Origin of the sequence: Sphingomonas anseongensis (assembly GCF_023516495.1) — a bacterium.
Classification (GTDB): Bacteria; Pseudomonadota; Alphaproteobacteria; order Sphingomonadales; family Sphingomonadaceae; genus Sphingomicrobium; species Sphingomicrobium anseongensis.
Map to the genome: position 1 here is coordinate 882,363 of NZ_JAMGBC010000001.1, position 19,279 is coordinate 901,641.

At 64.5% G+C, this 19,279-nt stretch carries 17 protein-coding genes; 9 read left to right on the forward strand and 8 right to left on the reverse strand.

What is annotated here, in order from left to right; genetic code table 11:
* Positions 1 to 20 precede the first annotated feature (20 nt).
* From LZ519_RS04525 to LZ519_RS04535, 3 genes are all read left to right on the forward strand, one after another.
* Positions 21 to 989 carry a type II secretion system F family protein gene (locus tag LZ519_RS04525; RefSeq protein WP_249867529.1) on the forward strand — a complete coding sequence of 323 codons (969 nt, stop codon included), beginning with the start codon at positions 21 to 23 and terminating at the stop codon, positions 987 to 989.
* Positions 990 to 1,002: 13 nt separating this feature from the next.
* The gene (locus LZ519_RS04530; protein ID WP_249867530.1) at positions 1,003 to 1,992 is read left to right on the forward strand and encodes a type II secretion system F family protein; all 990 of its coding nucleotides are present in this window, start codon (positions 1,003 to 1,005) and stop codon (positions 1,990 to 1,992) included.
* A gap of 74 nt (positions 1,993 to 2,066) precedes the next feature.
* A complete protein-coding gene (locus tag LZ519_RS04535; RefSeq protein ID WP_249867531.1) occupies positions 2,067 to 2,348 on the forward strand; it encodes a LapA family protein in 282 nt (93 codons plus the stop codon).
* On the opposite strand, the gene glyS is transcribed toward LZ519_RS04535, so the two are convergent.
* Together glyS and LZ519_RS04545 are read right to left on the reverse strand one after the other, a co-directional pair.
* Positions 2,345 to 4,405, reverse strand: coding sequence for a glycine--tRNA ligase subunit beta (gene glyS / locus LZ519_RS04540; protein ID WP_249868861.1), 2,061 nt, complete (start codon positions 4,403 to 4,405; stop codon positions 2,345 to 2,347). The genes LZ519_RS04535 and glyS overlap by 4 nt on opposite strands.
* 2 nt (positions 4,406 to 4,407) lie before the next feature.
* The gene (locus tag LZ519_RS04545) at positions 4,408 to 5,268 is read right to left on the reverse strand and encodes a glycine--tRNA ligase subunit alpha (RefSeq protein ID WP_249867532.1); all 861 of its coding nucleotides are present in this window, start codon (positions 5,266 to 5,268) and stop codon (positions 4,408 to 4,410) included.
* 118 nt (positions 5,269 to 5,386) lie between these two features.
* Between LZ519_RS04545 and LZ519_RS04550 the strand changes: the two genes are divergently transcribed.
* The 4 genes from LZ519_RS04550 (at position 5,387) to pth (ending at position 8,783) form a co-directional block, all read left to right on the forward strand.
* A complete protein-coding gene (locus tag LZ519_RS04550; protein ID WP_249867533.1) occupies positions 5,387 to 6,283 on the forward strand; it encodes a TraB/GumN family protein in 897 nt (298 codons plus the stop codon).
* Positions 6,284 to 6,520: 237 nt separating this feature from the next.
* Positions 6,521 to 7,327, forward strand: a complete 807-nt coding sequence (locus LZ519_RS04555) for a TraB/GumN family protein (protein WP_249867534.1) — start codon at positions 6,521 to 6,523, stop codon at positions 7,325 to 7,327.
* Between the two features lie 99 nt (positions 7,328 to 7,426).
* Entirely contained in the window at positions 7,427 to 8,116 is a 690-nt protein-coding gene (locus LZ519_RS04560) for a 50S ribosomal protein L25/general stress protein Ctc (RefSeq protein WP_249867535.1), read from the forward strand.
* An 85-nt stretch (positions 8,117 to 8,201) separates the two neighbouring features.
* Positions 8,202 to 8,783: an aminoacyl-tRNA hydrolase gene (gene pth, locus LZ519_RS04565; RefSeq protein WP_249867536.1), complete on the forward strand. Its 582-nt coding sequence runs from the start codon at positions 8,202 to 8,204 to the stop codon at positions 8,781 to 8,783.
* Here pth and LZ519_RS04570 read toward each other — a convergent pair.
* Entirely contained in the window at positions 8,761 to 10,539 is a 1,779-nt protein-coding gene (locus tag LZ519_RS04570) for a TIR domain-containing protein (RefSeq protein WP_249867537.1), read from the reverse strand. The two genes, pth and LZ519_RS04570, sit on opposite strands and share 23 nt — an antisense overlap.
* A gap of 63 nt (positions 10,540 to 10,602) precedes the next feature.
* On the reverse strand, positions 10,603 to 13,002 hold the full coding sequence (locus LZ519_RS04575) for a zinc-dependent metalloprotease (protein WP_249867538.1): 2,400 nt from the start codon (positions 13,000 to 13,002) through the stop codon (positions 10,603 to 10,605).
* Between the two features lie 99 nt (positions 13,003 to 13,101).
* On the opposite strand from LZ519_RS04575, the gene LZ519_RS04580 reads away from it, so the two are divergent.
* Positions 13,102 to 13,671 carry a TIGR02466 family protein gene (locus tag LZ519_RS04580; RefSeq protein ID WP_249867539.1) on the forward strand — a complete coding sequence of 190 codons (570 nt, stop codon included), beginning with the start codon at positions 13,102 to 13,104 and terminating at the stop codon, positions 13,669 to 13,671.
* Here the strand turns inward: LZ519_RS04580 and LZ519_RS04585 are convergent.
* Positions 13,668 to 14,375, reverse strand: a complete 708-nt coding sequence (locus LZ519_RS04585; protein ID WP_249867540.1) for a glutathione S-transferase N-terminal domain-containing protein — start codon at positions 14,373 to 14,375, stop codon at positions 13,668 to 13,670. The two genes, LZ519_RS04580 and LZ519_RS04585, sit on opposite strands and share 4 nt — an antisense overlap.
* A 163-nt stretch (positions 14,376 to 14,538) precedes the next feature.
* Between LZ519_RS04585 and ychF the strand changes: the two genes are divergently transcribed.
* Positions 14,539 to 15,639 (forward strand): redox-regulated ATPase YchF, encoded by a 1,101-nt coding sequence (gene ychF / locus LZ519_RS04590; protein ID WP_249867541.1) that lies wholly within the window; start codon positions 14,539 to 14,541, stop codon positions 15,637 to 15,639.
* Positions 15,640 to 15,642: 3 nt separating this feature from the next.
* On the opposite strand, the gene LZ519_RS04595 is transcribed toward ychF, so the two are convergent.
* The 3 genes from LZ519_RS04595 to LZ519_RS04605 are packed head-to-tail and all read right to left on the reverse strand — an operon-like array spanning position 15,643 to position 19,257.
* Positions 15,643 to 15,849, reverse strand: a complete 207-nt coding sequence (locus LZ519_RS04595; RefSeq protein ID WP_249867542.1) for a hypothetical protein — start codon at positions 15,847 to 15,849, stop codon at positions 15,643 to 15,645.
* 29 nt (positions 15,850 to 15,878) lie between these two features.
* On the reverse strand, positions 15,879 to 16,514 hold the full coding sequence (locus LZ519_RS04600) for a phosphatase PAP2 family protein (RefSeq protein WP_249867543.1): 636 nt from the start codon (positions 16,512 to 16,514) through the stop codon (positions 15,879 to 15,881).
* A gap of 43 nt (positions 16,515 to 16,557) precedes the next feature.
* Positions 16,558 to 19,257: a TonB-dependent receptor gene (locus tag LZ519_RS04605; protein ID WP_249867544.1), complete on the reverse strand. Its 2,700-nt coding sequence runs from the start codon at positions 19,255 to 19,257 to the stop codon at positions 16,558 to 16,560.
* Positions 19,258 to 19,279: the final 22 nt, after the last annotated feature.

The following is a 19,279-nucleotide window of genomic DNA, read 5'->3' on the forward strand; positions in this document are numbered from 1 at the left end:
TGGAAGGAATGGAATAGCCGATGCTTTTCTATCTGATCCTCGCCATCGGCGGAACGGGCACGCTCTGGCTGCTCGCCAAGATCTTTGGCGCGCCTTCGGCGTCGAAGTCGCTCAAGCGCCGCATGGAGCTTGTTAAGGAGCGTCATGCCGAGGGCGTGACTGCTGCCGCGCAGGCGCAGATCCGAAAGCTGATGGCCGCTCGGTCGAGCCGCTTCGAAGGCTTCGCCTCCACGATCATTCCGCGCCCCGCACTGCTGCGCAAGCGGCTGGAGATGACCGGCCGCCAGATCTCGCTCGGCAAATATGCGTCTTATTCGTTCGGCCTCGGTGTAGCTGTACTGGCGCTGCTGATGTTCCGCGGGGCGCCGTTCTTCCTCGCTTTCTTCGTCGGCATGTTCGTCGGCGTGGGCATTCCCCATTTCGTCATCGGCAAGATGATCAAGCGGCGGATCGCGAAGTTCAATTCCAACTTCCCTGACGCGATCGAGCTGATGGTCCGCGGCCTTCGGTCGGGCCTCCCGATCAGCGAGACTCTCGGCGTTGTCGCCACGGAAGTTCCCGGCCCGGTGGGAATCGAGTTCCGCACCGTGTCTGATAAAATGCGTATCGGACGGACGATGGAAGCGGCCCTGCAGGATACTGCCGACCGCCTCGGAACGCCCGAATTCCAGTTCTTCGTGATCACCTTGGCGATCCAGCGGGAGACCGGCGGCAACCTCGCAGAGACCCTGTCGAACCTGGCGGACGTGCTTCGCAAGCGCGCCCAGATGAAGCTGAAGATCCGCGCCATGAGCTCGGAATCCAAAGCTTCCGCCTACATCGTCGGCTCGCTTCCATTCGTGGTGTTCACGCTCGTGTGGATGATCAACCCGACCTACATGGGCCACTTCTTCACCGACCAGCGGCTGACCGTCGCCGGTCTGGGCGGCCTTATCTGGATGAGCATCGGCGGGTTCATCATGGCCAAGATGGTCAACTTCGAGATCTAGGGGCGAACCAGGCATGCAAGCAGCTCACCCCACCCTCCTCGGCGTCGACGTCATCTGGGTCGCAACGCTCCTCAGCGGAGTCGCGACCCTGGCCGTCATCATGGCAATTTACGCGGCGACGACGGTCAAGGATCCGATGGCCCGGCGAGTCCGCGCGCTCAACGAGCGCCGCGAGCAGCTGAAGGCCGGCATCGTTGCGTCGACCAACAAGCGCAAGAAACTGACCAACCGCAACCAGGCGACCGACCGGGTTCGGGCGATCCTGAGCAAGTTCAAGATGCTCCAGGACGACCAGCTACAGAAGACGCAGCAGCGCCTGATGCAGGCCGGCATCCGCAACAAGGACCTGGCCTTCTTCATCATCTTCGCTCGCTTCGTCCTTCCGGTCGTGTTCGGGATTGCGGCGATCGTGCTCATCTACATCGTCGACTTCTGGCCGAACTGGGGCGGCGTACGGCGCTACGGAACCGTCGCCGGACTTCTGGTGGCCAGCTACAAGGCGCCCGACATCTGGCTGAAGAACAAGGTCACCAAGCGCAGCCACGCGATCCGCAAGGGACTTCCCGACGCGCTCGACCTCCTGGTCATCTGCGCGGAGGCCGGCCTCACGGTCGACGCCGCTTTCGGCCGGGTCGCCAGGGAATTGGGCAAGGCCTATCCGGAGCTCGGCGACGAATTCGGCCTGACCGCGATCGAGCTCGGCTTCCTCAACGAGCGCCGCCAGGCGTTCGAGAACCTCGCCCAGCGAGTCGATCTCGAGGCCGTCCGGGGCGTCGTCACGACGATGATCCAGACCGAGAAATACGGCACTCCGCTGGCCTCGGCCCTGCGGGTTCTCTCGGCCGAGTTCCGCAACGAGCGAATGATGCGCGCCGAGGAAAAGGCCGCGCGGCTTCCGGCGATCATGACCGTGCCGCTCATCCTGTTCATCCTGCCGACGCTGTTCGTCGTCATCCTCGGCCCGGCAGCCTGCTCGATCAGCGACAACTTCCTCAACCGCTAGGCCGGTTGCGGCACCGGAACGGATTGCCCGCTTCTGCGCTTAATCCCGCGTAACCCTCAAAGAGAGGACGCGAGATGGTAGCCTTTACGTCGGACCAATGGGTGATCCTTGCACTCGTATTCGTGCTGGGTTTCCTCGTCGGCGCGTTCCTGCTCGCGGGCAGCGGCCGCAAGTGGAAGCATCGCTACCGCAACGAGGTGCGCGAGCGCGAGGAGCTCGAAGCCCGCCACACCGAGCGCGAGCGCGAATGGGACGACCGCGAAAAGGAATGGCGCGAGCGCGACAGCCTTCGGGGCGCCGCGATCAAGGAGCGCGACCGCGACGGCGACGGCGTTCCCGACCGGACCGAGTATTAGCCTTCGATGCGGCTAAAGTCCGCGACCCGGTGAACGGCGTCGCGGAAGCGCATAAGCAAATCCAACCTCCGCGCCCGCTTCGCCGGGTCGGCGTCGTTTACGGTCACATGATCGAAGAAAGAGTCGATTGGTGAGCGAAGGCTGGCCAGCGCTCCCATCGCCGCTGTGAAATCCTCTTTCTCGATCGCCTTGGTGGCATTTGGCTCGGCAGCGTCGAGCGCTTTGACCAGAGCGGCTTCCTCAGGCTCGAGCTCGGCGGACTTCACCGCACTCTTGCCGCCTTCCCACTTTTCCTTCTTCAGGATGTTGGCCGCCCGCTTGTAGGCGGTCAGGAGGTTCGTCCCCTCCCCCGTTTCCACGAAATCCTGGAGCGCCTTCACCCGCGCTAGCAGCCGCACCAGGTCGTCCTCGCCGCCGAGCGCGAACACCGCATCGATGAGGTCATGCCTGACCCCCGCCTCGCGCTGCTGCACCTTCAGGCGGTCGGCTAGGAATTCCAGGACCTCTGGCGCGGTGCGGTCGAGCTGGTGAGCCGCTTCCGAGCTCTTCGCCTGCCCCGCCCGATTGGCAAGCGCGCCCCGGATTGCCTGCGTGAGCCCCAGCCTCAGCCCCCCCGAGACGATGATCTCGATCGATCCGATGGCCGCGCGACGAAGGGCGAACGGGTCTTTCGACCCCGTCGGCTTCTGGCCGATTCCGAAGAAGGCGCAGATGGTGTCCAGCTTGTCCGCCAACGCCACAGCCGCGGAAATCGGCTCGGCGGGCGTGCCGTAATGATCGCGGATGGCGTCGGCCACGGCCTTTGGCTCGCCCTGCGCTTCGGCGAGGTAGCCGCCGATCACACCCTGGAGCTCGGGGAATTCGCCGACCATCCCGGTGACTAGGTCCGCCTTCGCAAGCCGCGCCGCGCGCTCGACCTGGTCGGGCTTTGCGCCCTTCACGATGCCCTGTTCGACAAGCCAACGGGCCAGCTTCGCCACCCGTTCGACCTTGTCCGCGATCGTCCCAAGCTTCTCGTGGAAGACGATTCCGCCCAGCTTTTTCGCCTGCTCCTCGAGCGGGACCTTGAGGTCCTGCTCCCAGAAGAAGCGGGCGTCGGACAGCCTTGCAGCGAGGACCCGGCGATTGCCTTCGACGATCGACTTGCCGCCATCGCTCGCATCGACATTGGCGACGCAAACGAATGCCGGCGCCAGGGCCCCTTCCTCGCCCGTGAAGGCGAAATATTTCTGGTTCGCCCGCATCGTCAGGACGATCACTTCGCGCGGAACGTCGAGATAATCGGCGTCGAAGTGGCCGAGCAAAGGCACCGGCCATTCGGTCAGTCCGGCATTCTCGATCACAAGCCCGCCGTCGACGATGAGGCTCAGGCTGTCCGCCTTGGCGGCTTCCTGCGCGCCTTCGCGGATGATGCGCTCACGCTCTTCGTGATCGACGATGACATGGCAGGCTTTCAGCTTTTCCGCATAGTCGCTCGGCCCGCCGATGGTGATCGGGCCCGGGTGATGGAAGCGGTGGCCATAGGTGGTCGCGCCCGACTGGATTCCGTCGATCTCGACCCCGACGATCTGCTCGCCCAGCATGGCGATTATTCCATGGAGCGGACGGACCCAGCGCAGGCTTTCCGTGCTTTGCGACGCCGAGCCCCAACGCATGGATTTCGGCCAGGGAAAGTTGGCGACAATCCGCGCGACCATCGCTCCCAGCAGGTCGGCAGTCGGCTGACCCGTCGTTTCCATCTTGGCGAAATAGACCCCGTCGCGCTCCTCAAGCCGGTCCTTCGTCAGTCCCGTCTTGCGGAGGAATCCTTCGAGCGCCTGTGGAGGAGCGCTCGTTCGCGGCCCCTTGATCTCCTCGCTGCGAGCGTCAGTCTGCGCCGGAAGCCCGCGCGCAATCAGCGCCAGGCGACGAGGCGTTGAGAAAACGTCGATCGCCTCGCTCGACAGCCCCGCTTTGTCCAACTCCTCGGCGAACATGCGCGCGAGGTCGTTTCGCGCCCCCGCCTGCATCCGCGCCGGGATTTCCTCGCAGCGAAGCTCGAGCAGGAGGTCGGCCATGCTCACGCCGTCCATCCGTTCGCTTCCACCCACGCCGCGCACGCGCCCTTAGCCAGGTCACGGACCCGGCCGATATAGGCCTGCCGCTCGGCGACCGAGATCACTCCCCGCGCCTGAAGCGTGTTGAAGATGTGGCTGGCCTTGATCGCCTGCTCATAAGCCGGGATCGGGAGCTTGGCGCTGAGCGCATTCTCGCACTCGGAAGCCGCCTTCTTGAACTGGTCGAACAGGATCTCGGTGTTCGCCTGCTCGAAATTCCAGGCCGACAGTTCTTTCTCATTCTCCAGGAAGACGTCGCTGTACTTCACTCCGGCGCCGTTGAAATCTAGGTCGAAGACATTGTCGACGCCCTGGATGTACATCGCGAGGCGCTCCAGCCCGTAGGTCAGCTCGCCGGAAACGGGCTTGCAATCGAAGCCGCCGACCTGCTGGAAATAGGTGAACTGGGTCACCTCCATCCCGTCGCACCAGACTTCCCAGCCCAGGCCCCAGGCACCGAGCGTCGGGCTCTCCCAATCGTCCTCGACGAAGCGGATGTCGTGCTTGAGCGGATCGATCCCGATCTCGGTCAGGCTTCCGAGATACAGCTGCTGGAGATCCGGCGGGCTCGGCTTCAGGATCACCTGGTACTGGTAATAATGGCCGAGCCTGTTGGGGTTCTCGCCATAGCGGCCATCCGTCGGCCGCCGGCACGGCTGCACGAACGCCGCTTTCCAAGGGTCCGGTCCCAGCGCCCGAAGCACCGTCGCCGGGTGGAACGTCCCCGCCCCCATCTCCAGGTCGTACGGCTGCAGGAGGACGCAGCCGTGAGCGCCCCAGTATCGGTGAAGCGTGAGAATCAGGTCCTGGAAGCTAAGCGACACTCGTTGCCCCGTCGTCGGTTTCGTGGGCTTTGGCCTATCGCTCAATAGCGGGCAAGTGGACGCTTGGGGGGCGGCTACCTACATCCCCTGTTCAACTTCACCCGGCAAAAGGCGCAGCATGCTCTTCAGATTTCTCAAGCGCTTCCTGGCGCTCGCCGGCATCGCATCCGCAAGCTGGGCATCGCCGCAGCCGGCGCCGGCACCGGTCGCTCATCCGGCCCTCTGGGAGGTTTCCGACCCGGACACGACGATCTACTTGTTCGGAACGATCCACCTGCTTCCTCCCAACTACAAGTGGCGCACGCCCGCGATCGACAAGGCGATCGCAAGCTCCGATTCGCTTGTCGTGGAAACCATCGTCGATGCTGCCCACCCCCAGGAACTGGTCAACGCCCTGCTGACGCTCGACCGAAGCGAGGGGCTCCCGCCGATCGCCGACCGCATCGAGCCGAAAAGGCGTCCCCTGCTCGAAGCAGCGATCGCCAAGACGGGCCTGCCTCGCCCTGCATTCGACAAGATGGAAACCTGGGCGGCAGCGTACCGGCTGCTGGGTATCCAGTTCAGCGAGCTGGGCCTTCAAGGTTCGGCCGGGGTCGAGCAAACCCTTCGCGAGGCGTTTGCTGCTGCCGGAAAGCCGATCGGGCAGCTGGAGACCAATGCTCAACAGATTGGTTTCTTCGACTCCCTTCCCGAAACCGCGCAGCGCGCGCTTCTCAACGGAGCCGTCGAACCCGCACACGTCGCGACGAAGGATTTCTCGGAAATGCTCACCGGCTGGACGACCGGTGACGTGAAGGTGATCGCCCGGACCTTCAATCAGGACTTCGCCGAATCCGGCGAGATGCGGAAGGTGCTCCTTGATCAGCGCAACGCCAATTGGAGCCGGTGGATCGAGGAGCGGCTGAAGCAGCCTGGGACGACCATGATCGCCGTCGGCGCCGGGCATCTGGCCGGGCCCGAGTCCGTGCTCGAGATGCTCAAGCGCGGCGGTTACAGGGTCACCCGCGTCCAATAACCGCCGCCCGTCGCTAAAACACTGCAGTCCGGCGAGAAAAATTCACTTAGATCGCTTTTCGCTAGACATTTCTTAACGTGTAAGTGACCATTCTTGTCAGCGGTATCGGGCGGGGGGCCACGAACCACCGGAACGGTTAGGTGCGGTGATCCGCGCCGCGGCCATGGGTGCCGTGAAACGATCACCAAAGCTTCCACCGGCGGAGCGTCTCGCACCGATCGGGATCGGAGGCGGACGATGGCACTTCTCCAACTTCTCATCGGAGCGTCGGTGGCGGCGTCGCCGCTTTCGGCACCGGCCCCCGCGCCAGTCGCGCAGCACCCGGCCCTGTGGGTCGTCAACGATAATGACACGATCATCTACCTGTTCGGCACGTTCCACGCGCTGGACGGGAAGTCGAACTGGTTCGAACAGGCGGTGAAGACGGCCTTTTCGGCGTCCGACCAGCTGATGCTCGAAACGCTCGTCCCCAATCAGCTCAGGGCGCCGGTCGTGCCGGTCGTGCCCCGCTTCTCGCCGCAACACAACGCAATGGTGAAGCTCGCGCCTTCGGCATCTTCGATGCTCGCTTCCAGCCGAACGGTGATGAAGGCCGGCCGGGCCGAAGGCATGTCGACTGATCGGGGCGCTGACGCGGTGCTTCGCGACGCTGCCGAGCAGTCCGGAAAGCGGGTTACGGGCCTGGAAAGCTTCCAGTTCCAGCTCAACATGTTCAGCACGCTCCAGGATTCGCCGAAGATGGCGGCCCCCGACGCCCAGGCGATGCGCCAGCTCTCCGTCGTTCTCGGGAAGCTTCAGGCGGCGTGGAACCGCGGCGATATCGATAGCTTCGCTCCGCTTCTCAAGCAGGTGCAGGCGCAGTCCCCGAAGACCTACCAGACGATGTTCGTCGAGCGGAACGCCCGTTGGGCGCACTGGATCGCGGACCGGCTGAAAACGCCCGGCACCGTCTTCGTTGCGGTTGGCGCAGGGCACCTCAGCGGTCCGGACAGCGTCCAGGCGCAGCTCGGCGCGATGGGGGTGAAGTCCGCCCGAGTGAACTGACGTTTGCCAACAGGGGTGCCCTACCCTATAGGCGCTCCTCCCCAGCCATGGTCATCCCTGGAGGCGTGGCGGGGCTAAACTCGAGTTGGAGACAAGCGAATGAGCGATCAGCTGACGCTGCCCGCCGAAGCGCGCGAACGGGCTGGCAAGGGAGCCTCCCGTGCATTGCGTCGCGAAGGACGGGTACCCGCCGTGATCTACGGCGAAAAGAAAGGGCCGTTGTCGGTCCATGTTGAGGAAAAGCTCCTCATCAAGATGATGTCGAACGGCCACTTCATGAATTCCGTGGTGATGGTGGAGGTCGGCGGAAAGCCGAACCGCACGTTGCCCAAGGACGTGCAATTCCATCCGGTCACCAGCCGGCCGATCCACGTCGATTTCGTCCGCATCGGCGAGCACGCACAGGTGAACGTCAACGTGCCGGTTCGCTTCGTCGACGAAGAGGCATCGCCGGGCCTGAAGCGCGGCGGCGTCCTCAACGTCGTCCGTCACGAGCTCGAGCTTGTCTGCGACGCAGCCAAGATTCCGGGCGAGATCATTGTCTCGCTCGAGGGGCTGGAGATCGGCGACGCAATCCACATCAGCAGCGTTACTCTGCCCGAGGGCTCGCGCTCGGCGATCGACGATCGCGACTTCACCGTCGCCACCGTCGTCGCTCCGTCCGCGATGAAGGCGGAAGACGAGGAAGCGCCGGCAGCCGGCGAGGTCCCGACGCTTGAGGAAGGCGAAGAGGCCGAAGGCGAAGGCGGAGCCGAAGGCGAAGGCAAAGGCGACAGCGACGAAGGCTAAGCCTCAAGCCTCATGCGAAACACAGAGCCGCTCGCCCGAAAGGGCGGGCGGTTTCTTTTTGGGCCTGCCACGCTAGGGAATTGCGATGCAGATCTGGGCCGGGCTCGGCAATCCGGGCGCTCAATATGCGCTCCAGCGCCACAATGTCGGCTTCATGGCTGCGGACGTGATTGCCGACGCGCACGGCTTCGGCCCTTGGAGCAAGAAATTCCGCGGCTTGGTGGCGGAAGGCCGCATCGGCGGCCAAAAGGTCCTGCTGTTAAAGCCGCAGACGTTCATGAACGCCAGCGGCGACTGCGTCAGCCAGGCGTTGCGCTTCTACAAGCTCGACCTCGACGCCCTCACCGTATTCCACGACGAGCTCGACCTTGCTCCGATGAAGGTCAAGGTGAAGGTCGGTGGCGGCACCGCGGGACACAACGGGCTACGTTCGATCGACGCACATCTCGGCCCGGACTTCCGCCGGGTCCGGATCGGCATCGGCCATCCTGGCCCCGGCCAGAAGGAAAAGGTCACACCGCACGTGCTCGGCAATTACGCCAAGTCGGAGATGGAACCGCTCTCCGACCTGCTCGCCGCGATCGCGGACGAGGCGGCGTGGCTCGCCGAAGGCGACGACGCCCGCTTCATGAGCGAGGTCGCGCTCAGGATGCAGCAGGAGGAGTAGCGGCAGCCACTACCGATTCTTCGGTTAGGCCGTGCCGCTTGCGCTCCCGGGCGATGATCTTCTGGAAGCGCGGCATGTCCCGAAGGGACGCGAAGTCAGGGTCGGTTTCGGCCATTCGCAACGCCGTCGGACCGGAAAAGGACAATGTGCTGTCGAGCAGCTTCAACGCCCCTTCATTGTCGTTCAGGTGCGCGGCCAGCACGCAGGCAAAATTGTACCGCATGTTGACGTTGTCAGGATCGATCAGCATCGCCCTGTCGATCCATTCGCGGGCGCGCTCGGGCTCGCCAAGCGCCGCGAAGCCGCCTGCGATGATCCCTAAAGCGGCGCCATTGCTCGGATCCTCTTGGAGCGCCTTCTCCGCTTCCGAAACCATCTTCTGCGCAGCCCGGATCACATTCTCGCTGTCGCCCTGCGCCTGGTAGAAGGTCAGGAGCAGCCCCCAGGCGTGGAAGTCGGTTTCCATGATCTCGACCGCTTTTTCGTAGAATGCGGTCGCGCCGGGGATATCGCCGCGAAGCCTTCTCAGGCGCCCGGCCTCCTTGGTCACTTCCCAGGATTCCGGATCGAGCTCGAGCGCCTTTGCCATTTTCTCGTCGGCCTCGGCTGTCCGGCCCTGTTCCTCGAGCCGGCGCACCATCGGCAGATAGGCCTCCGCGATCGTCGGGTCGATCGACAGCGCCGTATGCGCGGCGGCGAAGCCGTCATCCATGCTGAGGTTGAAACCGTAGTGAAGGTTCGACTGCGTATAGCCCAGCATTGCCCAGGCCTGCGCGTAATAAGGATCTATCTGCACCGCCCGTCCGCAGATCCGCATGGCCCGCTCTTCGCGGCGCGGATCGCCGTGATTGCCGGTCACCCAATATTGGCGCGCCAGGAGATAGAGCTTGTACGCCTCGACGTTCGTCGTTCCCCGCTGCTCGATCGCCTTCTTCTCCTGCGGGAGGAGCTTCACCTTCAATGCGTCGACGATCGACCGGCTGATCTCGTCCTGGATTTCGAAGATGTCGGTCAGGTCGCGGTCGAAGCGCTCCGCCCACACGTGGCCGCCCGTGCTCCCGTCGATCAGCTGTGCTGTGATCCGGACCCGGTTTCCGGCTTTTCGGACGCTGCCTTCGAGAACGTGGGTGACGCCGAGCTTCGCGGCGACTTCGGCAACGTCGACGGAGCGCCCCTTGAAGGTGAAGGCGGTGTTGCGGGCGGTCACTTCAAGCGCCGAGACCTTCGACAGGTCGGTGGTGATGTCTTCGCTGATCCCGTCGCTGAAATATTCCTGTTCGACGTCGCCGCTCATGTTCTGGAACGGAAGGATGCAGATCGACGTCTTCTTGGTTCGCACCTTCGGGCGGCCGGCGGGCTCGACCTCCCTCTCCATCAGCGCCTCCAGGCTGGCCAGCATCTTCGCCCAGCCCGAGTGATCGACCTCGCCTGTCCACCCGTGCAGGCTTGCACACTGGATCTGGTTGAACGGCATGGGCGGGACGGTCCCGTCGACGCTCGCCTGAACCATCGTACCGGATTCGCGCGCGGTGTCCGCCTCAGCCCTCACCCAGTGCGACTTGGCGGCCTCCACCGACCACAGAACCACGACCGCCTTGGCTTCCTTGAGCCGCTCTTCGATCACCTCCGCATAGCCGCGGTGCGCAGGGAGGTCCGAGTCGCGCCAGACGCCGTAGCCCGCGCCGCGAAGCGCTTCTTCGACCTGCCGAGCCTGTTCCTCGGTGGAACGGGCATAGGATATGAACACGTCCGACATGCGGGCGCCCCTTGTTCGCCCGAAGCTTACAAGTGTCGGCAGGACAAGAACAAGTCCGCTGAATCAGTCCCCGTCGCCGATCGGCATTCCGGGCGGGACCTCGGGAATTCGCCGCGGGTCGGCGATAACCTTGTCGAGCGCCTCGCGGTCGCGAAGAAGCGCCGCAAGTCCACGCGCCCAATCCTGCTGCTGGTCGACGCCACGAATGCGCTCGAGCCGGTCTGCAAGCCGGTCCATCCGTCCGGACAGCTGAAGTTGCACGGTCGGCGAAAGCGCCGCGCTCCGCTGCACCCGCGCAAGCGCTAGCACGGTCGTCGTCGCGATCCGCCGCCCAACCTCGTTGCCTGCGCTCGCAAGAGTGCGATCCAGCAGGAGGTCGAAAACCTGCCCTGGCGCGGGCACTTGATTGTCCGCTGCATGCTGCGACTCCAGCCGGTTCAGCCGCTCCGGCGCGAGCAGCGCGTTGAGCGTCTGCATCGCTCCGACTTCGGTCGCCTTGAGCGGGTCGAACACCGGGCCGCCCGCGGTCGGAATGATCTCGATCTCGGTCTGACGGTCGGAGCTTCCGCCGAAGCCGCTGGACAGCAACGGCTGAAGCTGGTCGGGCACCGTGAGCTCCGCCGGCGAAAGTGTGTCGAGCAAAGCGTAAAGCGCGGCCCATTGGCTCGAGCCTGGCACGGTCGTTGCGACCGCCTGCTCGCCGCTCACCGCATAAGGGAAATTGACGCCGCCGATCCACTTGGCCGCGGCTTCCACTTGGTAGCGGTCGAGAAGCCAGACCGGAACGAACGCCCGGCGAAGATCGGCAAGCGATTCTCCTGGCGGCAGCGCGTGCGCGCCGAACCTCCCGACCGCAACGCGCCGGACCTCCATGATCCGCCTCAGCTCGCCCACCGGATCGGCGCTGTCGTCCCACAGCGAGCCTTCCGGCTGCCCCGCGCCGACCGGCCGCGCATCGTTGTCTGCGACGAAGCGCAGGCCTTGGCTACGCGCCTCGGCGACGATCGGACGCGCCGCCGAGTCGGTCGGGGCGTACAGCCATTTCACTGCGAAGCGGTCCCACGGACCCACTCCGACTCCGTAGGCATCGCGAAGTGACGGCGCTCCATTCTCCAGCTCGATCCGGGGCGCCGGATAATCCATCACCGAATAGCGGCCCTGCGTGCTCGACGCGAAATTGTGGGCGAGACCGATCGCATGGCCGACCTCGTGAGCGCCGAGCTGCCGGATACGGGCAAGCGCGGCCGCGATCGGGTCGTTGGGATCGCCCGTGCCGGTCAGGCCGGCACCGACAAGCGCCTGGAAGATCATGATGTCCTGCCGGACCCGAAGCGATCCCAGAAGAACCGAGCCCTTGATGATCTCGCCGGTGCGTGGATCGTCGATCGGCTGCCCGTAGGACCAGCCGCGCGTCGCCCGGTCGACCCAGTTGACGACATTGTAGCGCACGTCGAGCGGATCGGCGCCTTCGGGAAGCACTTCGGCGCGGAATGCATTCTCGAACCCCGCCGCGTCGAACGCGCTGCTCCACCAGTTCACGCCCTCCTTGAGCGCGGTCCGCACCGGGTCAGGAGCGGCGCGATCGATGTAGAAGACGATCGGCTTGACGACGGGTGAGCGCGCTGCGGACGGGTCCACCTTCTCCAGCCGGAACCGGCGGGCGAGCTCCTTCACCACGGGCCGGCCGAGCGGCGCCGAATAATCGACCTGCTGGCGACCGAGCGAATAGCCGAACGGGTCGGTCCGCTGGGCATAACCCGGCTCCGGAAGCGCGATCAGCGAATGGCGAAGCACCAGGCTGAGCGTGTTTCCAGTGACGATGTTCGAAACCTCGGCCTTCGGCTCGTCGGAGCGAAAGGTCAGCCGCGCCGCGAACTCCGCATTTTTCGGGAAAACCTTCACGAACGTCGGGTCGGCGGCGCTGAGGTCGGGCACGAACTTGAAATCGCCCCCGCCCCCACGCTTGATCGCCTGCACCATGTCCAGGTCGTCGCGGGCGAGGAACCCCGCCAGGTCGACCGTGTAGGAGCCGTCGGGAAGGGTCTTGATGACGTCGCCGAGCCACAGCGTTGACGTCGCGAAGCTGTTGCGGGCGGCGCGCTGCTCGTCCAGGTCGCCGCTCGCCACGAACTTGCTGTTCTCGACCTCCGCCGCGACCTTCTTGCCGATCCGCCGGAAGACGAGAATCCGGGTCTCGCTCGCGGTGGCTCGGTCGAGCCCGATCGGCGCCGAGCCCAGCCCGGTTTCAAGCTGCGTCAGGTAGATGTAGCGCGCGGACACGCCGTCGGAGTCCGGCTTGGGCAAGGTAGCGACGATTTTCCCGGTCACGGTGTCGGCATCGACCTTGAGCAACCGCTTTCCGGCGGGAGTCGTGTCGGCTGCGGGAGCGACCGCTGCCTGGGCCGACATGGAAACGGCAAGAACGAGGGCAAGGGCAACGGACGAACTGAAAAGGCGGCGCATGAATTGAAACTCCCCCGGCGATTGCCGGGACGCTAGTCAGCAGCCCTGACGCTGTCCACGGGGTTGCGCGGGCGCACTTGACGACGCAGAGCCGAGCGAATGCCGACGCACCAGCTGTTCCCGACGTTGCTGTTCGAAACGGAGATCGAGTCTCCGCTGCTGCAGGAGCTTGCGCACTCCATTCGATCGCTCGCCACGGATGATTCGGCGGGCCGCAAATGGAGCGAGGAGCATCGCTACGCCGGCTACACGAGCTATGCCTCGCTCAACGACCTGCCGAGGCGAGACCCCGCCTTTGCCGACCTGGCCAAGCTCCTGACTCGCCATGCCCGCAGCTTCACCAGGGACGCCGGCTGGGAGGTGAAGCCCAAGCTCGACAGCCTGTGGGTCAATGTCCTCAAGGCTGGCGGCCACCACTCCGGCCACATTCACCCGCACAGCATCCTGTCGGGAACGCTCTATGTCGAAGTGCCGGCGGGATCGGGCGCAATCCGCTTCGAGGATCCCCGTCTTCCGCTGATGATGGCCGCGCCTCCCCGGGAGGAAACCTTCGTCACCATCCAACCGCGCCCGGGCCTGCTCCTGCTGTGGGAAAGCTGGCTTCGGCATGAAGTCCTCGCCGGAAGCGGCCGAGGCGACCGGCTGAGCATCAGCTTCAACTTCGCCTAGCCGGACGCCTTCTCGGTGACATGGAGGCCGCGCTCCACCGCCGGCCGCTCGAGCCAGCGAGCGAGCCACGCCTGCACATTCTTGAACGCCGCGTATCCGACCAGCTCGCCGGCTCCGTAGAAGCCGACGAGGTTCCTGACCCAGCCGCCGGTGGCGATGTCGGCGATCGAATAATCGCCGCCCATGATCCACTGGCGTCCGTCGAGCCGCGCGTCGAGCATCTCGAGAAGCCGTTTCGACTCATCGACGTAACGCTGCAGCGGGCGCTTGTCCTCCCACTGGCTGCCGGCGAATTTGTGGAAGAATCCGACCTGCCCGAACATCGGGCCGACATGGCCCATCTGCCACATCACCCACTGGATCGTCTCGTAGCGGCCAGCGCCCTGGGGAAGCAGCTTGCCGGTCTTGTCGGCCAGGTAGATCAGGATCGCTCCGGATTCGGCGAGGCCCATGGGCTTTCCGTCCGGGCCGTCGGGGTCGATGATCGCCGGGATCTTGCCGTTGGGGTTCAGCGAAAGGAATTCGGGTGTCCAGCTCTCGTTGGCGGTAATGTCGACGAGATGCGGTTCGTACGGAAGCCCGACTTCCTCCAGCATGATCGACGCTTTGACGCCGTTGGGGGTGTTGAGCGAATAGAGCTGCAGAAGCTCGGGGTGCTCGGGCTTCCAGCGGCGGGTGATCGGGAATTGCGAAAGGTCGGCCATCGGCTACTCCGTTGCGGTTGATCGGCACGTAGGGAGCCGGCCGTTCAGTTTCAAATGGCAACTAGCATCTCCTTTCCCTGCCCGGCGGAAGTGAGTCGCTTCTTGGCAAGTTTCGGCGCGCGCGGCTAAGGCGCCCGCAACTCCCGATATCCAAGGACATTCAATGGGCTTCCGCTGCGGCATCGTCGGCCTGCCGAACGTGGGCAAATCGACGCTCTTCAATGCGCTCACCGAAACCGCCGCGGCGCAGGCGGCCAACTATCCCTTCTGCACGATCGAGCCGAACGTCGGCCGCGTCGCCGTCCCCGACCCGCGCCTCGACAGGATCCGCGCGATCGCCAAGTCGGCGCAGGAGATCGAGACCCAGATCGAGTTCGTCGACATCGCCGGCCTCGTCCGCGGCGCCAGCAAGGGCGAAGGCCTGGGCAACCAGTTTCTCGCCAACATCCGTGAGGTCGACGCGATCGTCCACGTGCTTCGCTGCTTCGAGGGCGGCGACGTCACCCACGTCGAAGGCCGCGTCGATCCGGTCGCGGACGCCGATACGGTCGAGACCGAGCTGATGCTCGCCGATCTCGAATCGCTCGAAAAGCGGGTGCCCAACCTCGTCAAGAAGGCGCAGCAGGGCGACAAGGAAGCCAAGGTCGAAGCCTCCGTCCTCGGCCAGGCGCTGGACCTGCTTCGAGATTCGAAGCCGGCGCGGCTGACCACGCCGAAGGACGTAGAGGAAGAAAAAGCGCTCAAGCGCGCCCAGCTTCTGACGGCCAAGCCGGTCCTTTACGTGTGCAACGTGGACGAGCGCGACGCAGCTAGCGGCAACGCCCTTTCCGAGCGCGTCGCCGAAAAGGCCAAGACCGAAGGCGCTGTATCGGTCGTGATCTCCGCAGCCATCGAGGCGGAGATCGCCACGCTTCCGGAGGAGGAGCGCGAGGCGTTCCTGGGCGACCTTGGCCTTCACGAAACCGGCCTCAACCGGATGATCCACGCGGCTTATGCGCTTCTGGGGCTGATCACGTTCTACACGGCTGGCCCGAAGGAAGCCCGCGCCTGGACCGTCCGCAAGGGTGCCAAGGCGCCAGAGGCAGCCGGCGAGATCCACAGCGACTTCGAACGCGGCTTCATCCGCGCGGAAACGATCGCCTACGACGACTTCATCGGCTTCGGCGGCGAGGCCGGGGCGCGCGACGCCGGCAAGCTACGAAGCGAAGGCAAGGACTATGTCGTCCAGGACGGCGACGTGATGCTGTTCCGCTTCAACGTCTAGGCTCTAAAGTCCGGAAGTTCCCCTCGCCTCGCGGCACAGCATCCAGCTCAGGCCAGCTGTGATGACGGCAGCGACGGCGCTTACCCACTGCGGAAGCACGCAGGAGCCGATGGTCACGTCGAACGGCTGGATCAGCCGATAGATGTGAGCGATCGCCATCACCGCGAAAATGGCGGCCGCGATCCAGGTGAACGGTGTCGAACGCTTCATTCTGCCCTCCCCAGTCAGGAGGCCGCAGGTTACCTCATCCGGCCGTCATGGGCGAGCCGTTCCGCCCAGGGCAGCGTCAGCACTACCCACAGCAGGCCGAACGACCAGCCTCCGATCACGTCGGTCGGCCAATGGACCCCAAGCATCACGCGGCTAAGGCCGATGCAGAAAGCGAGCAGCAGCGCGGCGGCGATCGCCGGCCGCTTCCACCTCGTGTTGGCGAAAAACAGGATCGCGAAGGTCAGGCACACGATCGTCGAATTGGCCGCGTGGCCGCTTGGAAAGGACGGGGTGCTGACCGGCACCAGATGTACCTCATCTGCCGGTCTCAGCCGCGCGATCGCATATTTCTGGGTCTCCACCAGCAGGCGCCCCAGCGCGATCACCAGCGCGGCTGCAAGCGCCGCCCGCCTTCGCCCGATGACCACCAACAGGGCAATTCCCGCGACCACCGCGGCAATCCCGAATTGCCAGGTTCCAAGGAAGGTGAATCCCTTCGCGACCGCGACCAGTACGGGATGTCCGCCTGCGTAGATGGTGCGAAGGATATTGTCGTCGAGCCCGCCGGTGCCGAGGCTGAGCATCTCGAACCAGATGATCGCCAGCACCGCCGAAGCGATTGCGGTCGCCAGCGATGGCCGTCCCTTGTTGCGCTCTTCTGTCACGCAGCCCTCAACGCGTCGATCGCGTTGAGGGCCCGAGTGCCGGCTAGAATCTCGCGCCCAGCCTCACGCCGATCGTCCGCGGCTGCCCCGGCAGGATATAGGTCCGGGTGCAGATGCTGCAGGCCACGAACCGCGCCAGCTGGTTGCGTTCGTCGAAGAAGTTGCTGACGAACAGTTCCGCGCTGTAGCGGTCCCATTCATAGCCGGCGAACAGATCGACGACTGTGAAGGCGTGGAGCCGCCCGAGATAGTCGTTCGGATTCACGCCGCCGCCCATGTCGTGACGAATGTCGACGCTCGCGGACGATTGATAGGCGAGGCTCCCCTGCACATGCGCTTTGCCCATCCACACCGGCCAGGTGTAGCGCGCGGTCGCGGTCGCCTTGAACTTCGGCGTGACCGGCAACCTCGCTCCGGACGGAGTGACGACGAAGTCCTGGACGTCGTCGTCCGGATCGGCAGGGTCGTTGATGAACAACGTGTCGCAGCCCTTCGCTGTGTCGAAGCTGACGTTGCAGATCGCACCGCTCGTCCGTGCATCCGTATAGGCCGCGGCGGCATTCAGGCTCAGCCCGCCACGGACATAGGAAACGTCCGTCTCAACGCCGTCGATCTTCGCGTCGCGGCCGTTCTGGATGACGGTCAGGCTGTTTTCGCCGAGGAAGCTGAACTGAAACTTCTTCCACACTTGGTGATAAATGGCGCCGTTCCAGGTGAGAGGCCCGAAGCCCGTTTTCCAGCCGATCTCGTAATTGGTGAGGAAGTCGGAATCGTACGCCGGAGCATTGGGCTGCCGGTTAATCCCGCCCGGACGGAAGCCGCGCGACCAGGTCGCGTAGAACATCAGGTCCTTCTGCGGTTTCCACCGCGCGCTCAGGCGGTGGGTGAAGCCGTCGCCCTTGCTCTCGCGCGGCACGGCCTTGCCGTTCACCACTTCGCCAACGTTGGTGCAGGGGGTGCCGGGAATTCCCCCGCTTGCGAGCTCCGACCCATCGTCGTCGCGAAGCTGCAAGCCGTTCACGGTCAGGCAGCGCCGGACGCCGGAGCTTCCGCCGGCACCGTTCGGCGGCGGGTTGTCGAAACCGTCAGGTGGATTCTCGAGGAAGCCCGGGTTCTTTCCGAACCCGGCGAAGCCGAACAGGCTGTTGTCATATTTGAACAAGCGCCCGCCGGCGATCAACGTCACCGTTGGGGTCACGTCGAATTCGCTCTCGCCGAACAGCGCCCAATCCTGGTCCTTCCGGTTCTGAAGGGTCAGCCACAGCGTTCCCGGCCAACCGTTGACCGAAAGATTGGGGTCGAGATTGTCGACCAGGTAATTCTGGTAAATCCGGTTGGTCTGGCGCTGGTAGAACGCGCCGACCATCGCCCGCAGCCGTCCTTCGTGCGGAGTCGAGATCCGCAATTCCTGGCTCATCTTCTTGAAATGCTCTTTGCCCAGGATGTGCTGGCGCGGGTCGATCGTGTTCCCGGCGGAGTCCTGGAAATAGAAATAGTTGGCGAGGCCGCCGGCGCTTTCATAGGCCGCGTCGTACGCGTCGCTGTAATCGGTATAGTCGCCGATCGAATAGGTCGGGCGGTCCATGTAGGCGCCCGCATAGGTCAGGTCGAAATTGGCGATCTTGCCTTCGACCGTGAGCGCCGCCTGGGTGAACTGGTCCTTGCTGAACTCGTCGCCGCGGAACCGCTGCACGTTCAGGTCGCCCAACGTCGGATCGAAGCCGGGGAAGCCCTCGTTCTTCGAATATTGATGCATGATCGTCGGAGTGACGGTCCAGTTTTCGTTGAGGTCGATCTTGAGCGCCGCGCGTCCGCCGTAATCGGTGCCCTCGTTGATGTTGTCCTTCAGGAAGGGCGTGTTGTTGACGGTAATTCCGTTGTGGAAGCAGCCGACGGTGATGGTCGCAGGCGGCGGCGCGTCGGGGTCCGGGATCGTCACGGGATCGCCGCAATAGGTGCGGCTTCCGGGCACGTTGTCGATGAAGCCGGCATCACGGTGGTAAAATGCCACTCCGCGGAAGGCGATGTTGTTGGAAATCGGGATGTTGATCATCCCTTCCAGCTTTCCGCCGATGCTGCCGTGCTGGACGGTGTTCACCTCGGCGTCGACCCGCCCGTAGGTGGCGGTCAGGTCGGGCTTGTTGGTGATGATCCGGATGGTGCCGGCTTCACTCGACGCGCCGTAGAGCGTGCCCTGCGGTCCTGCCAGGCTCTCGATTCGGGCGATGTCGTAAATGTGGACGTCGAGCGCTCCGCCGATGGTCGTCACCGGCTGCTCGTCGAGATAGACACCGACCGAGGGAAGCGATCCGGAATGGTTGCCGTCGCCGCCGGTCGCCACGCCCCGCATGTAGATGACCGCGCCGCCAGACTGCGACGTGTTGAAGCTCACCGACGGGAGTTGCTTGGTATATTCCTCAAAATTCGAGATGTTTAGCTGGTCGAGCCGACGCGTGCCGAGAGCGATAACGCTTTGGGGGACGTTCTGAAGGCGCTCCTCGCGCTTGGTCGCTGTAACGATTATCTCGTTGCCGTCCGGCACCAGCCCGTCCTGGGCCTTCTGCACGTTCGGGTTGGACGTGACGTCGGTGGCGTTCGTTCCCGGCGCCGGCGACTGGGTCTGCGGCGTCTGCGGAGTCGCGTCGACGGGTGCGGGCGTCGTCGTTTGCGCCCAGGCCGAGGTTGAAAGCACGGTCGTCGAGAACAGCGCCAAAGTCAGCGCGCGAGTCTTGCCAATCATCATTGCGAGCCCCCTTGCAACGAAC

Excerpts from the sequence above, each read along its gene's own strand:
- pth (WP_249867536.1), top strand. The coding sequence starts at position 8,202 with ATGCAGATCTGGGCCGGGCTCGGCAATCCGGGCGCTCAATATGCGCTC.
- LZ519_RS04605 (WP_249867544.1), bottom strand. The coding sequence starts at position 19,257 with ATGATGATTGGCAAGACTCGCGCGCTGACTTTGGCGCTGTTCTCGACG.
- LZ519_RS04570 (WP_249867537.1), bottom strand. The coding sequence starts at position 10,539 with ATGTCGGACGTGTTCATATCCTATGCCCGTTCCACCGAGGAACAGGCT.
- LZ519_RS04535 (WP_249867531.1), top strand. The coding sequence starts at position 2,067 with ATGGTAGCCTTTACGTCGGACCAATGGGTGATCCTTGCACTCGTATTC.
- LZ519_RS04560 (WP_249867535.1), top strand. The coding sequence starts at position 7,427 with ATGAGCGATCAGCTGACGCTGCCCGCCGAAGCGCGCGAACGGGCTGGC.
- LZ519_RS04575 (WP_249867538.1), bottom strand. The coding sequence starts at position 13,002 with ATGCGCCGCCTTTTCAGTTCGTCCGTTGCCCTTGCCCTCGTTCTTGCC.
- LZ519_RS04580 (WP_249867539.1), top strand. The coding sequence starts at position 13,102 with ATGCCGACGCACCAGCTGTTCCCGACGTTGCTGTTCGAAACGGAGATC.
- LZ519_RS04530 (WP_249867530.1), top strand. The coding sequence starts at position 1,003 with ATGCAAGCAGCTCACCCCACCCTCCTCGGCGTCGACGTCATCTGGGTC.
- LZ519_RS04555 (WP_249867534.1), top strand. The coding sequence starts at position 6,521 with ATGGCACTTCTCCAACTTCTCATCGGAGCGTCGGTGGCGGCGTCGCCG.
- LZ519_RS04550 (WP_249867533.1), top strand. The coding sequence starts at position 5,387 with ATGCTCTTCAGATTTCTCAAGCGCTTCCTGGCGCTCGCCGGCATCGCA.
- ychF (WP_249867541.1), top strand. The coding sequence starts at position 14,539 with ATGGGCTTCCGCTGCGGCATCGTCGGCCTGCCGAACGTGGGCAAATCG.
- LZ519_RS04585 (WP_249867540.1), bottom strand. The coding sequence starts at position 14,375 with ATGGCCGACCTTTCGCAATTCCCGATCACCCGCCGCTGGAAGCCCGAG.
- LZ519_RS04525 (WP_249867529.1), top strand. The coding sequence starts at position 21 with ATGCTTTTCTATCTGATCCTCGCCATCGGCGGAACGGGCACGCTCTGG.
- LZ519_RS04595 (WP_249867542.1), bottom strand. The coding sequence starts at position 15,849 with ATGAAGCGTTCGACACCGTTCACCTGGATCGCGGCCGCCATTTTCGCG.
- glyS (WP_249868861.1), bottom strand. The coding sequence starts at position 4,405 with ATGGCCGACCTCCTGCTCGAGCTTCGCTGCGAGGAAATCCCGGCGCGG.